This window comes from Nostoc sp. (assembly GCF_036917675.1).
In the GTDB taxonomy this organism is placed as follows: Bacteria; Cyanobacteriota; Cyanobacteriia; order Cyanobacteriales; family Nostocaceae; genus Nostoc.
On sequence record NZ_JBALCT010000058.1, the window covers coordinates 37,684 to 51,575 of the forward strand.

Sequence of the window (13,892 nt, forward strand, 5' to 3'; positions counted from 1 at the left end):
CCGAGTTAAAACTGACAGTTAAACAAGTTTTTAGCTATAGGACTATGAGTTAAGTAATATAGCGGTTCTCAGTTGAGTCCAATATAGACCTAACCCCCAGCCCCTTCCCTACTAGGGTTGGGGAGTAAATTTCAAAGCCTCTCTCCTAAAAAGAGAGAGGAATGGAAGTGAGGTCAAAGTCTATTGCATACAAACGAGCGATCGCTTGCCCACTAAGGGCGATCGCATTACTCTAGTATAATTTAGGAGTCTGAATACAGAAGTAAAACAGGCTTGATATCTGGCTTTGCTCCCTAAGCTCTGTACTTCACTTCACTAGTTGCAATCTGTTGTATAAAGCCATACAGCCACTAGCAGAAGGTCAACTCCTTGCTTTATAAGCATTCTACAGATTTTGAACCAATTTTCTGCTCTCACTGCATAAAAACTAAAAGCCATCGTAAAAAATCATAGTACAGAGGTTCACCTAGTAAGTATCACAAAAAAGGTGCAAATTCGGGGTGTTGGTGAATCATAAAATGATTTTTCCAATAGGGAAGGAAGTTTTGATGATTACAGTTGCCGATTCATCTCGCAAATATGTAATGCAAATTGAGTGAATTAAAACTTACCTAATTATCTCTGTACGCACTTAATTAAAAAAGGAGAAAACCCATGCTAGGCATCAACAAAAAGACTCTTAATTCTGACCTTTCTGGTATCGATGACGAACAACTATTCACTCAATTAACTTTTGAAGAAGGGGCTGTTATAGAAGGAGGCGGAGGGATTCTTTTTATAGATCAACTTCAGGCTATCAATGCTGGTGCAGATACATTCGGCGATGATGATACCTATATCACAGTCAATGGCAGTAAGCTTTGGGGACCTGGTGGTTTTTCTACCGGACAGACATCTGGAGTTAACAGAGGTTTAGGCGTTGATTTCCCTGCAAGCATCGCTCTTTTCGATGAAGACGGCGGTTTTAACGGCGATGACGATTATCTAGGTGGTTTTACTGTCAATGGACCAACAAATGGTACGGCAATAGCGCGTGTATCTGGAAGTGGCTCTACATATGATGTGTATTACCGTGTTTTTTGATCAAGAGGATCGTAACTTAAAGCGAAAGCAGCAATAGCCGAGCCTTCCCAAGTCAGAATCTAAGTTAGGTTTTTCATAGGGGCGCACAGATGTGCACCCCTACCCCTTTCCCGCATTAAACGACGTTTAACATAGGTTGGGGGTGTACCTTGTTTTTGTGCCGCTATTCATCCCACACCTCCCTCCGGCTAGGATGTGAGATGAATAGCGGATTAAGCTAAAACAAATAAAATCAAAGCTCTACTGATTTTTATTCAAAAATTAGCTCTTTAAGAGGTATTCTTGGCTTTTGATGCCATATAATATCCAAGAAAACTTGTGAATTGATAATCAAAACTGGTGATGATTACATTGCTGCTCTTAGAGGATGTTTTAAAAGTCGTAGAGTATACCAAAAAGCCCGCTTCCATTCCTCTCCTCGTTGGCGTTAGCCTGCCGTTAGGCAAGGGTCGAAAGGAATGGAAGCAGCGTAAAAAGCCATGTCAAAAAACGAGAATCAAGACTTATGTATTTTTATTTCTTCGTATAAAAATACCCTGCCATTCCCTTGTCGGGAAGCAGGGTGGTTTCATACAAGCAGAGAAAAAACAAAACTGAGTTTCAAAGCATCTCTCCCCGAAGCGGAGAGGTTTGGAAGTGGGGTAAAAAGCCATGTCAAAAAACGAGAATTAAGACTTATGTATTTTTATTTCTTCGTATAAAAATACCCTGCCATTCCCTTGTCGGGAAGGGGAGCTAAGGGGGTTAGGTTTCTGAGGTTTTGATGTTAGCAATAATACTTTTCAAACATTCTCTAAGAGGATGTTTGAAAAGCCCTATTTTCAGTAGCATAACGTTCCATATTCCCGTAAATCCACACACTTGTTTTAAGTTGGCAGAGATGCCCAACGCAGTGGCGTTACTGAAAAAGGGGAACTTTGATTCCGGTTCTTCCTTTTTTAGGAGTGGGGATTAATAAGTGTCTAAAATCACACTCAACTACTTTTCAAACAACCTTCTAAAGGCAACAAATCAGGTATATTTAAAGATAATAAAATAAAATTTATACCTCAGCCTACGGAACATTTGACATAGAATTTAAGTTTGACTGTATATCATTAGATTTCATTCTGTGTGTAAGTTATACTGCGAGTAGAAAACCAAAGTTCGCATACTGTTAATTAAGAAAAAACAATGGTTATTTCACAATCTGGTATTATCTCCTATGCTTATGGAGCATCTTACTATCTCGAAATGGCAAAGTCATTGGCGCGTTCTTTGCGTCTTCATTCACCAAAAGTTCCGCGTGCTATTATTACTGACGCTCCCAATGATCAAGAGTTACGAGAACTTTTTGATTACGTTATAAATCTTAGAGATGAATACGGTTCTAACGTGAAACAAAAGCTTCATATCTATGATTATTCTCCATTTGAATATACACTTTGTATTGATAGTGATTGCATAGCAGTGAGGGATATTAACTTTATTTTTGATGCTTTTAAAGGTAGAAATTTTAGTGCGGCAGGTAATGTATATCTTCAAGCAGGTGATAAAGATACATTCATTGATGTAGATGACACACTTAAACGATTTAATCTGACAAAATTACCTAAATTTAATGGAGGTCTCTATTATTTTGAGAAAAACGATACTACTAAGGCATTTTTTGAAACAGCACTAGAATTTTCGAGGGACTGGAAAAAGCTAGGCATTAGTGAATTTCGTGGTGATGGACCTAATGATGAACGTATTTTTGGTCTAGCTATGATGCTACACAATCAAACTATGTTTGAAGATAATGGTCAGATGATGCGAACACCTATCGGTCTTCGTGGTTCTTTTAATATAGATGCTATTACAGGTGAATCTACTTTTCAAAAATACAATCAGGTGGTATCTCCTGCTCTTGTACACTTTGCCTGCGTTTGGGGAGAGCATCCCATATATCATCGTGAAATATCAAAGTTAAAAAACCTAGACAAAGGTTCAGCTAAACAGAAAAAGTCTAATATATCTTCCGCAATTGAATATAGGTTTGGCTATCAGATTGCTTTATTAAGGTATATAGCTAAACGTGTACCTAAAAACCCTAAATATATTCAAGCTAGAGTGAAAAAACTTTTGATGCAATTGCCTGAGTTGATTAAAAGTAAATATAGAATTGAGTTAATTCGTAGCAAATAAATAAAATTGGCTAAAACTCTGCATCCAGAAACAACGAATTAAAGTTGCCAGAATCCACCACACAATTGACAATACTCGCAAGGATTTCCATTTCAAGCAAGCTCATGCCCTTTGTGACGCTGGTGATATGGTCTTCATGGAAGACCTGGATTACCGGACTCTTGCCAAGGCGATGCTTGGTAAAGAGATGCTTGATGCTGGTTTTGGGCAATTCCGAACTATCACCAAGTATGTGTGTTGTCAGCGTGGTAAGTTCTTTGGCGAAGTCAGTGCTAGGGGGACTTCTCAAGAGTGTCCTGAGTATGGTGCAACCGTTAAAAAAGACTTGAGTGTTAGAGTGCATCATTGTGAGAACTGTGGATACTTAACAGACCGCGATGTTGCTAGTGGACAAGTAATTAGAAATAGAGGAATAGAACTAATTAGTACCGATGGACAGTCGGGAATCCAAAACGCCTATGCAGACGGTTTGCCAGGGGTTGAGATATCTCAGTCAAAGTCGAAAACCCGTAAGGGAGCAACTAGGAAATCTTTGAAGTAATTCTTGGAAGCCCCGTATCCTAGTGGTCGGGGTAATGTCACTGTAGAAACTGGGCGGTACAGCGCAAAATCGTGTGTACCAGAAAAATTTGTATTGCCGTACTTTTATGGAAAATCAACTAGGATTGGTTCTGAAACTGCTTTTACTCTCGGCCTTGTTATCGCTATTAATTAAGTATGCAGCGCCAAATCTATCAATTCCGGCGACAGCAACCAACGCGTTGATTATAATCTTGTTGCCGATTGTGATTATAGCGATCGCACTACTGTGGCGATTCCAAGCACAGAAGCAAAATTAACTCAAAGTATTACGCACAACTTCCCAAAATCGGCTAACCTAGCTGAATTACCAGAAAATTGCATCTCCCCAACTGTTGGGAGTCAGCCTGTGAACCTCGGTCAATCGATCGGCTTAATCGCCATAGTTCTTTCTTTATACATCCTGTGGCAAATTCGGGAAGTGCTTTTGCTAATGTTTGCCGCAGTTGTGTTAGCCACCACCTTAAATCGGCTAGCAAAACGCTTCCAAAGCCTTGGGATGAAGCGTGGATTCGCCGTCCTCCTCACAGTAGCTATCTTTTTTGCAGGTATCGCGGGTTTTTTCTGGCTGATTGTGCCACCATTTGCACAGCAGTTTCAAGAACTAACCTATCAGGTTCCTAAAGGGTTTGGGCGCTTTAATAGTTGGCTTGATGCCCTGAGAACTCGTATTCCTTCCCAGTTGATTCCCTACATCCCAGATATCAATAGCCTCATCCAACAAGTACAGCCCTTTGTCAATCGGCTACTGGGAAACTCCTTCGCCTTTGTATCTGGCTCTTTGGAAGTCGTCCTCAAGATTTTGCTAGTGTTGGTTTTAACAGGAATGATATTAGCCAACCCCGTGGCTTACCGCCAAGTATTTGTGCAGCTTTTCCCCTCATTTTATCGGCGGCGGGTAGATGGGATTTTAGATAAATGTGAAGTCTCTTTGGAGGGATGGATTACAGGTGCTTTCATTGCCATCTGTGTAGTCGGGCTGATGAGTCTGATTGGCTTATCAATTTTGGGTGTAAAGGCAGCACTAGCTTTAGCGGTTTTGGCAGGATTTTTTAACTTAATTCCCAACCTGGGGCCAACGATGAGCGTAATACCAGCAATGGCGATCGCCTTCTTGGATGAACCTTGGAAAGCTGTCGCTGTCTTGATTCTCTACTTTATCATTCAGCAGACTGAAAGTAATTTTATCACGCCCGTTGTGATGGCGCATCAAGTCTCATTGCTGCCAGCTCTAACCTTAATTGCCCAACTATTTTTCGTTACTTTCTTTGGCTTTTTAGGATTATTTCTGGCGCTACCCTTGACCGTTGTCGCTAAGATTTGGTTGCAAGAGGTGTTAATTAAAGATGTTTTGGATCAATGGGGAAATAATCATACACAAGAGACTGAGTTTGTGATCCTTTCTGAATCTCCTGAAGCAGATGATAATTGGACAGCAGAAAGTCCTGATATTAAGCATGAACGACCGATTGATGATACCTTGCCAAAAAAAGATTAGTAGACTTCTTGCATAAATCATAAATTAAGAACCCCACCCCGCATTTGAGTAAAGCAAACGCTCCCCTTCCCACAAGCCTATGGTATACACACAAGTTATTCGATTACCTAAAAGTTCTCTAAAACCTCAAAGAGTCCTATCTTTAATCCCTCTCCTTACTAAGGAGAGGGACAGGTTTTACATAGGAAAACCAGGGTGAGGTTTCTCAGAGGCTATAAGACTTAACCATAAATTGCGTCACCAAAGACTTGTGTGTACACCGTAGCCCCGCAAGCTCTTAGGGGTTAGGGGTGGGGTGTTAGGGACTTTTGCAAGAGGTCTAGTGTTTTTTTATCTAAGGAATAAGAATTAAATAACATACAATTTATGTCCCTGCCTTACCTCACCCTCAATCCCCCTCCGATATATTGGAGAGGGAAGCCAGAGACAGGATGAAGTTTTGCATTTTATTTAATCCACATTCCTAAGGTTTGTCCGAGAGAATCGGTTCTGCGGCAATATCATCTAAGTGGATACTGCTTAACAAATTCCGCCACTGTCCTTGCAGTGCTGCATCTTGAGGATTTTTCTGACGTAGTTGAGCCAGTATCGTCAGTGCCTCGTACCATATCCCGTTTTGGGCATAGATAGCATAGCGCTTTAGAGGTTCTGTGGTTTGTAGCTCTTTGACTGTGGCTGGATTCAGTTCGACTCGTTTTATTACCCCTTGGACGAAAGTCGGGGGAGAATTCTTTTGCTGGTCACAGTTAATCGTCAAAAACCAGTTATATTGTTTGTTCAGTGCCAAAGCAGGAACAGTGGTAGGCAGAGAAACGCGGATGACTCCTGGTTTATCTGGTAGAGCGATCGCTTTTTGGTAAATCTCGTTAGAGTTCTGATCTTGCAGCACAAATTCAACTGCATAGGGCAAATCTTTGGTATATGGCACATAGAAAAACCAACTTGGGCGTTCTTCCGTTGTCTGTCCCCAGACATTAATTACTGAGTTAGCTTCCTCAGTAAAAGGTACTAAAGCAGTCAGATCAGGTTTAGTAAGTTTACATGCAGGACCGCGCTTTGCTCCACCACGAACGCGACCTCCAGGAGGGGGACCAGGCGGAAGTGAAGGTTGATTAAAGGTTGTAGCTTGAGCAAGCGCCGTTTTCGGAGCAGAGCGTAGGCGTAGCCCGCCGTAGGCATCGCTAACTGAAGAATCATCAGTCGATTTCGCCAGTACTGGAATCAGGCTAACTAGTAAACTGGTGCAGCTAAAAGCTACTACTAAAAACAGTTTTATCGGTTGTGAATTTGACTTCATAAAAACCTTCACTTAGTATGTAAACCTTCTAAATTTATCGTAAATTCAAGGGTTTAAATCCCATTATGTTGTAACTATCTTCTCTACAAAACGCTACGCGAACAATTTTGAATTGGAAGTCCCCTATTCCCCACTCGCCACCCGAAGTTTTGTTTTTGAATTATTATAAATTGACATCAAGCTAACCGTGACTATCAACGACAAAGCTGATGGTACAAAGGGCACCCAAGCACCCCAAATTAACAGACCAAAGCAAACTATATAGAGAACACTAGAGGTAATACTGACTGCCAATGCTAACCAGGGGAACGAAAGCTTTCGCCAAGCCAAGATTCCCCCTACCAAAGACCAGCCCCAAATCCAGACCACCTCAACCCACAGTGACCAAACCCGCAGCAATGGCCGCCCATCCTGGACAGCACTGAGGATCTGGCTGATCATCTGCGCTTGTACTAACACTCCTGGCATTTGATCATCTAAAGCAGCGCCATAAGGTGTAGGCCAGGTATCTGGAGAATCCCCCTTTGCCACCACACCAATTAAAACAATCTTGTCTTTGATGGCATTGGGGTTAACCTGACTAGATAAAAATTGAGTTAGCTTCACCTGTTCGGCTATTTGTTTTGAAGAACGGTAGTTAAGTAAGATTTGACCGCCATTGGCATCAATATTGTGATAGCCGCTACTATGAGATTTCAGATTTGGAAAAATAGTTTTACCCAGCTGCAAATTTCCTTCAGGGGTGAACTTTGGTTGAATTCCTGAAGGGCGAAGATAGAGAGAGGCCAGTTGTAGACTGAATGCAAAGGGAGCAGGACACAACGATGTCGCCTCCTGGTTCATGAACAGGAGATGCCGACGGATAACTCCATCACGATCATGAATAAAGTCACTGAATCCCAGCTTTGTTGTGGGGATTTCTGGTGGCGGTTTAATGCCTTTGATATTTGCTGTGCTATCACTCCCCTTACATATACCAACCAAATTCTGAGTTTGTTGAAAACGAGTAATTAAATCTGGTTGTGTGGCTTTAAAATCACGGTAGATATCCAAGCCGATGGCGCGGGGTTGGTATTGATTCAGTTTTGCCAGTAGTTTGTTGAGAGATTTTTCGGAAATTGAAGCTCCGATCAAAGACTCGCCATTTTGTCTTTGAATTGCCAAATCATCATCGTCAATTGTAATTACTAGCAGTCGGGGATCAAGTCTCTCCGCAGAGCGCGATCGCATCATCAGGTCAAAGGCTTGAATCTCTGGATTTTCCACAAATCCCAGCAATCTTACCCCACAAACTAAGGCTGTAATTGCCAAACTGGATAACAAGGTTCTCTGAAATTTGCCTCTAGTAGACAAACCTAAATTCGGTGGCTCTTCAGTTTTTATAGAGCTTAATTCATCCCAAGTGGGTGGTATTTGTGCTGGATTTTGGCAAATCACTGGTAGCCAAGTCGCACAGGGAAATCGATCCTCAAGTCCTTGCAACCGTTCTCGCGCTTGGCGTACCGACTCATATAAAGACTTGCCACCGGCAAAACCTTGGAGAAAATACTTTAAGAACTCCTTGGCAACCTGGTCTGGGACTGGTTCGCGCATCACAATTATTTGAGGGATTTGCAAATCAGCCAGTTCTCGCGCCAATCCCAATCCATCACAGGAGTTGAATATAGCTAGTTGCAAGCCGTTTTCAATCGCTTTCTTCAGAGCGTACTTTAACTCGCCAATGCTGAGGCTATCAGTTTTATTCAGGTAAATTCGTCCGCTTTCTCCATTTCCATTACTGGAACTGTGGCCAGCAAAGAAAAGAATATCCCAGTTTTTTCCCCAAAGATGGTCAGTCAATTCCTTACGTTGTGGTTCTACCAAAAAGCTAACATCTGCATTACGACACTGTTGCAGTAAAGCTTGATCAGCTTGGGTGTCAATCCCCTGACTATTGCCCACAATTGCTAAAATGTTGACTAATGGATTTTTTGTGCGTGGCTTGTGAATGCGATCGTAGGATGGTGAACAAAGGGCGATTTCAGCCTTGGGGTAGTGTTCTAACAAGTCCCACAGATGCCAGGGTAATAGTTGCAATTGGCTATTTTCTGTTTGCAGAATCACCCGCAGTTCTTCCGTGGACGACAATCTTTGTAACCATTTTTCCCTCAAAGGGCGAAACTCCTCTGCTCGCAGCCAGGTATTAAAACGTGCCCGTAAAATATGGGAAGTGTTTTCGCAGTCTTGAATCATCGATACATTCGTCACCTGCATTTGGTCAGCATGGAGGCGAAAACGATTGCCGATCTGCCGATAACTAGACTGCCAATGACTATAATAGAGCGGCATTTCAGGGAATGAAGGTAGCTTCCCCGTGATTTCGGTTGTAGCATGTTCGCGTTCTTCACCAATTTGGAGGGTGATAGCAAACCCCTGCTCAAAACTCCCCTCTCCGAATTTCAGAACCACTAACTTACCCATCTGTCGCTATCTCCCTGTGCAAAATCATGCCCGATTTTAATGTCTGCTCCCAAGCTCCAGAAGCGTTTATAGACTTCTTTGCAAATCCCTAAAAGCCAGCTTTAATTTTTAATTATGAATTTTTAATTAACCAATTACCAGTTATAAATTACTGACAAAGAGGGAAGATAGCTAGATGTTTCAAATTCTAAAATGTTCGGTAATGCTAGTATCATTTATGGCGACTCTAACGCTAAATTGCTCTGTAGGTTCCCCGCGAAACTGCAACTGAATGTAGTTGTCTGATTTTCTAGATTGAGCGTCTAGAAACACTGTTCCCGAACTATCTAGAACCGTAAGATGAACTCCGGGCGGCAAGTAGATATGATTCCCAGTGGCGTGCAATTGCAGATGAATACTGGTTTGTTGATCCTTTTCGGGGCTGATTTGCACAATCAACATGACTGGTTGGTTGAGAATTTGGATACCCAAATCAATCAGTTTTGCACGTTTAGTGATTGATTCTGATTGGTTCAGGGCATTTAATTGCAAAGTTTCAGCACTGCGAAAGGCATAAGCTGGTCTGAGTTCGGGCACGTTCCACAGGGATTCAATAGTCTGCCAACCTTTCTCAAATATACCAGCAAACCACTGACTCAAATTCACCAATTGGCGCAGTTGCCACAGGTGGTCGATAAACGCTTCCAATGGTTGCAGTTGTTCTAAAGGCAGTGTTTCGGTTGCGATAGTAGGGATAAAACCAAGCAGCCGAGCTTCTTGGAGCGATTGATCAAATTGAACTACTAAATAACCCACGCGTTCTTCCCAAGTTTCTGGAGGAATGGAACATATCTGCTGATGCAGATGGACGGGGCGACACTCCAGACGACCAACTGAGGGTATCTTTAAGTCAGCTACATTCCCACAAAGGCGCATGATGGGGTTCCAGCTGTCACTAGCTTGGAGGTCAGTAGGAATATCCATCATTTTCAAGTAGTCATTCACCACCCATACAGCTAGCGTATTCAGCCGGACTTGCTCTGCTTTTTCAGGATTTGGCTGTTGGTTAGCAAATTGCTGGGCAGTTATGCGAGCCGATTGGGAAATTGGCAATTTTAAAGCAAAATCGTCTAGCAGATAGGTGGAGTTATTCATAAATCAATCCCTAGTGATCAATGCTGGTATATACATATCACCCGCATTCACTAAATTTATGCCACAAAATAGAGAATGATTATTGGAAAAACAGAATTAGGGATTGGGGATTGGGGACTACCACTTCCAGTACTCCCAACAAGGTAACGCACTATCCAGATTTTTAGTACGCTAGCGGTAGCGTAGCGCACAGACGCGATTAATCGCGTCTCTACCTCTTGTACAGACGCCGATTAATCGCGTCTCTACTTCTTCACCACTTGCAGGCGCTGAGTTATCATCGTCATCCCATTACCGCGCAGAATGACAGCAGAAACCCATTGACTACCAGGGGTAGATGGTGCTTGTCCGACTTTAAACAGTCCGCCAGATGTCAGTAATTCCAAATCCACAGATGTGGGATTGAGAAATTTATCTGGTTGGATAGATTCCTCTAGCGCGGTTCCTAGTAGAAAATCATCACCAAGTGGCTCTTTGACGATCGCATCAAAATTATACTTCTGACCAACTTGTACCTGCTGTGGTAATTTAATCTCAACTTGGGGCGGCTTGCTGCCAGAGGTAAGTAGGGTACGTTCTGACAAAATGTCTTGGCGGACGATTTTGCCGCTTTCAATGTGCTGACGCGATTTAATCGTGGCATTGAGAGTCAAATTATTAGCGCCACCAGAGGGTAAGCCAGTTATCTGCGTTTCTGTTTCGGCAATAATCCCATTGCCTTCAGGTTTTGAAGACAGTATTTTTGTACTATATTGCAACTTGGGATATCGTTGCCAAAGTGAAATCAAAGACTTTTCCATAGTTTGGAGATTTAATCCATCTCCATGAGTGAAATTGGGGCTATAGAATTGCAACACCCCTTTGACATCCCCGCGACTGGCGGCAGCATCAACTTGCGTCAACAGATTTGTCAGTTGTGCTGGTGCATTTTGGGGTGTACCAGTTTGGACTAATTGCTGTGGTATCGTCGCTTGAGTGCGTTGCCAACCACTTGTTAAACCAAGTGTCAGCAGGAAGGCAATCAACCCGATACTTGCTGGAAATCTGAGTTGGCGTCTCACTAAGGCGGTAATAATCTTAGTCATTGGTAATAATTTACTGATTTGATTAGAGAAAGTAAGGAAATTGTTTTATCTTAGTTAAGCTAGGCGCTAAACGGTAAAGGTTTGATGGCAAACGCACCGATACGATTATTAATCGCTGCCAGTGGGACTGGTGGACACTTATTTCCAGCGATCGCACTGGCAGAGAAACTTCCAGATTATCAAATAGAATGGCTGGGAGTACCCAATCGGCTAGAAACTCAACTTGTTCCCAAACAGTATCCCTTGAATACTATTGCAGTTGAAGGGTTTCAGCAAGGGTTTGGAATCTCCTCGATTCGCATCTTGGGTAAACTCGCCCTTTCGATTCTGGAAGTTAGACGAATTCTCAAACAGGGAAATTTTCAAGGGGTGTTTACTACAGGGGGTTACATTGCCGGCCCAGCCGTCATTGCGGCGCGTTCCCTCGGTTTACCCGTGGTTTTCCATGAATCTAACGCAATACCTGGTAAAGTAACTCGCTTTTTTGGCCCTTGGTGTAGTGCGATTGCCTTGGGATTTGAAGTCGCTGCTAAGTATTTATCTAGTGCCCAAAATGTCTACGTTGGCACTCCTGTCAGAGCGCAATTTCTGGATGGGGCAATTAATACACCACTAGATTTAGCGATTCCTGATGGTGTTCCTTTAATTGTTGTCTTTGGTGGTAGCCAAGGTGCAATTGCCATCAATAAATTGGTGCGCCAATCTGCAAACGCTTGGTTTGATGCTGGTGCTTATATAGTACATTTAACTGGCGATCGCGATTCAGAGGCAGATAGTCTCAAACATCCACAGTACATAGCCTTACCTTTTTACAACAATATGGCGGCGTTGTTGAAACGGGCAACTCTTGCTATTAGTCGTTCTGGCGCAGGTAGCTTGACAGAATTGGCAGTGTGTGGAACACCAGCAATTTTGATTCCTTACCCCTTTGCCGCCGAAGACCATCAATCTTATAATGCAGACGTATTTACTTCATCTGGTGCGGCGTTAACCTTAAAGCAATCAGAGTTGACGACTGAAAGATTGCAAAGTATTGTGTTGAATTTATTGCAGTCACCGGCAGAGTTAGTAAAGATGGGAGAAAAAGCTCATGCGATCGCAGTTCCCGATAGCGCCGAAAAGTTGGCGCAATTAGTACGTGAGGTGATCGAAACTTAAACAATTCAAAACTCAAAATAGTAAAAGACAACAGGAATTTATTTTCCAAGTTATGAATATCTTGTTTAACCAAAAATTTCGCATTACAGTAAGTTGTGGTGGTTTATTACTTGTCAGTTTAGCTAGTAGCCATCTATATAGTCAGTCAAAAACTAAACAGTTAGCTCAAAAAGATCAGTCCTTTACTCAGCAAGAAAATTTTTCCCCACTTCAATCACAGATTTCCCTTACCTCAACATTTCAAAATCCTTTTGTTGCTCAAAAAATATCTGATCAGATTATCGAAAAGCAAAACGCCTTTTCATCTCGGCAGGATTTGTTAGCAGCATCTGCACCCTATCCAGTTGTCGATGAGTTCAAAAAATATAAATTTAGTCTTAATGGCAGCCAGGTTCTTACCCCAGTAAAACTGCCAACTAGTAAGGTTAATTTCAATCAAGGAGATTTATTAACCGTTCTGATTAATACTAGAAAATATTTCCAAGATTACTCTTCAGAAGACCCAGATATTCTGCGTACAGGAATACTTGCCACTCAAGGGGTTACTCTACCAGATGTTCTCAAAACTTTGGATTTCATGATTGCTGTCTTAAAAGAGGATATTGCTAATAATCGAGCTACTCGTTTAGAAGACCCTAAATTTATCAATACCAATTTTCGAGTCATTAAATGGTCTGCCTACAACCCAAATAATAAAGAGCAAAAACAATTACGAATTACCGAATATGCTGTTTTTACTCACCCCGGTTCTCGCCAGAAAACCTCTACTTTTAACACACCAATTTATAGCTTAAAAGAAAACTCTAATAACGATAAATTCTACACCAGATATACAAAGCAGGATGTTTTATCGGGTATTTATGAACCAGGTGGTAGAGAATTTGGAAAAGTTACAACTCTGGCTTATCTAACCAGAAATGGCTTAGAAGAAGCAATTATGGAAGGAACAATACTGATTAATTTTAAAGATGGTTATAAGGCATTTTTTAATGTAGATAGAAATAATGGAATGTCTTATATTCGCGGATTGAAGGCAACAGCACAAAAGCGTTATTGGTATTTTAGAGAAGTTGATGCTATTAAAGGCTATGGATACAAAATAGATGCAAAAATTTCTATCAAACCCGGAGTCACTTTTGCTGGAGATGTTTTGAATGTCGGTTTAGGTAAAGTGATTGTGATTGAGCATACTCAAGGAGGTCGCAAACATCTGCAAATGGGAGTCATCGCCGATACAGGCGGAGCATTTTTACCCAATCTTTATCAACTCGATTTTTTGGCAGGTATTTTTCAGAATAAAAAAGAATTTGGGCAGAATATCACGCAATTGCCAGACTATGCTACAGCATATTTTTTAGTAAAGAAGTAATGCTTTCTGTAGACGAATAATAAAGTTGGAATTGAAGAAGAATTCAGAATAGCTGAATTCTGA

General features: G+C 41.7%; 12 protein-coding genes. 8 read left to right on the forward strand and 4 right to left on the reverse strand.

From position 1 onward, the window contains the following. The first annotated feature begins 654 nt into the window (after positions 1–654). The 6 genes from V7K31_RS21970 (at position 655) to V7K31_RS21995 (ending at position 5,326) form a co-directional block, all read left to right on the forward strand. Positions 655–1,083: a hypothetical protein gene (locus V7K31_RS21970; protein ID WP_335096829.1), complete on the forward strand. Its 429-nt coding sequence runs from the start codon at positions 655–657 to the stop codon at positions 1,081–1,083. A gap of 479 nt (positions 1,084–1,562) precedes the next feature. Next, complete coding sequence (locus V7K31_RS21975; RefSeq protein WP_335096830.1) at positions 1,563–1,784, forward strand: hypothetical protein; 222 nt, start codon at positions 1,563–1,565, stop codon at positions 1,782–1,784. A 472-nt stretch (positions 1,785–2,256) separates the two neighbouring features. Beyond that, positions 2,257–3,249 (forward strand): hypothetical protein, encoded by a 993-nt coding sequence (locus tag V7K31_RS21980; RefSeq protein WP_335096831.1) that lies wholly within the window; start codon positions 2,257–2,259, stop codon positions 3,247–3,249. A gap of 22 nt (positions 3,250–3,271) precedes the next feature. Then, complete coding sequence (locus tag V7K31_RS21985; RefSeq protein ID WP_442941349.1) at positions 3,272–3,790, forward strand: RNA-guided endonuclease InsQ/TnpB family protein; 519 nt, start codon at positions 3,272–3,274, stop codon at positions 3,788–3,790. A 106-nt stretch (positions 3,791–3,896) separates the two neighbouring features. Then, positions 3,897–4,088, forward strand: a complete 192-nt coding sequence (locus tag V7K31_RS21990) for a hypothetical protein (RefSeq protein ID WP_334829452.1) — start codon at positions 3,897–3,899, stop codon at positions 4,086–4,088. 89 nt (positions 4,089–4,177) lie between these two features. Beyond that, complete coding sequence (locus tag V7K31_RS21995) at positions 4,178–5,326, forward strand: AI-2E family transporter (RefSeq protein ID WP_335096849.1); 1,149 nt, start codon at positions 4,178–4,180, stop codon at positions 5,324–5,326. Positions 5,327–5,789: 463 nt separating this feature from the next. Here V7K31_RS21995 and V7K31_RS22000 read toward each other — a convergent pair whose 3' ends face one another. The 4 genes from V7K31_RS22000 to V7K31_RS22015 all read right to left on the reverse strand — a co-directional run bounded on the left by V7K31_RS22000 (position 5,790) and on the right by V7K31_RS22015 (position 11,302). Continuing rightward, entirely contained in the window at positions 5,790–6,623 is an 834-nt protein-coding gene (locus V7K31_RS22000) for a DUF928 domain-containing protein (RefSeq protein WP_335096832.1), read from the reverse strand. Positions 6,624–6,746: 123 nt separating this feature from the next. Next, complete coding sequence (locus V7K31_RS22005) at positions 6,747–9,083, reverse strand: CHASE2 domain-containing protein (protein WP_335096833.1); 2,337 nt, start codon at positions 9,081–9,083, stop codon at positions 6,747–6,749. Positions 9,084–9,263: 180 nt separating this feature from the next. Continuing rightward, positions 9,264–10,217: a DUF1822 family protein gene (locus tag V7K31_RS22010; RefSeq protein WP_335096834.1), complete on the reverse strand. Its 954-nt coding sequence runs from the start codon at positions 10,215–10,217 to the stop codon at positions 9,264–9,266. A 245-nt stretch (positions 10,218–10,462) separates the two neighbouring features. Continuing rightward, positions 10,463–11,302, reverse strand: coding sequence for a nuclear transport factor 2 family protein (locus V7K31_RS22015; RefSeq protein WP_335096835.1), 840 nt, complete (start codon positions 11,300–11,302; stop codon positions 10,463–10,465). An 84-nt stretch (positions 11,303–11,386) separates the two neighbouring features. On the opposite strand from V7K31_RS22015, the gene murG reads away from it, so the two are divergent. Both murG and V7K31_RS22025 read left to right on the forward strand, forming a co-directional pair. Next, on the forward strand, positions 11,387–12,460 hold the full coding sequence (murG, locus tag V7K31_RS22020; RefSeq protein ID WP_335096836.1) for an undecaprenyldiphospho-muramoylpentapeptide beta-N-acetylglucosaminyltransferase: 1,074 nt from the start codon (positions 11,387–11,389) through the stop codon (positions 12,458–12,460). Positions 12,461–12,512: 52 nt separating this feature from the next. Then, on the forward strand, positions 12,513–13,829 hold the full coding sequence (locus V7K31_RS22025) for a hypothetical protein (protein ID WP_335096837.1): 1,317 nt from the start codon (positions 12,513–12,515) through the stop codon (positions 13,827–13,829). Positions 13,830–13,892 lie beyond the last annotated feature (63 nt).

Coding starts and splice junctions, on each gene's coding strand:
- V7K31_RS22015 (WP_335096835.1), bottom strand. CDS start 11,302: ATGACTAAGATTATTACCGCCTTAGTGAGACGCCAACTCAGATTTCCA.
- V7K31_RS21970 (WP_335096829.1), top strand. CDS start 655: ATGCTAGGCATCAACAAAAAGACTCTTAATTCTGACCTTTCTGGTATC.
- murG (WP_335096836.1), top strand. CDS start 11,387: ATGGCAAACGCACCGATACGATTATTAATCGCTGCCAGTGGGACTGGT.
- V7K31_RS22025 (WP_335096837.1), top strand. CDS start 12,513: ATGAATATCTTGTTTAACCAAAAATTTCGCATTACAGTAAGTTGTGGT.
- V7K31_RS22000 (WP_335096832.1), bottom strand. CDS start 6,623: ATGAAGTCAAATTCACAACCGATAAAACTGTTTTTAGTAGTAGCTTTT.
- V7K31_RS22005 (WP_335096833.1), bottom strand. CDS start 9,083: ATGGGTAAGTTAGTGGTTCTGAAATTCGGAGAGGGGAGTTTTGAGCAG.
- V7K31_RS21980 (WP_335096831.1), top strand. CDS start 2,257: ATGGTTATTTCACAATCTGGTATTATCTCCTATGCTTATGGAGCATCT.
- V7K31_RS21975 (WP_335096830.1), top strand. CDS start 1,563: ATGTCAAAAAACGAGAATCAAGACTTATGTATTTTTATTTCTTCGTAT.
- V7K31_RS21990 (WP_334829452.1), top strand. CDS start 3,897: ATGGAAAATCAACTAGGATTGGTTCTGAAACTGCTTTTACTCTCGGCC.
- V7K31_RS22010 (WP_335096834.1), bottom strand. CDS start 10,217: ATGAATAACTCCACCTATCTGCTAGACGATTTTGCTTTAAAATTGCCA.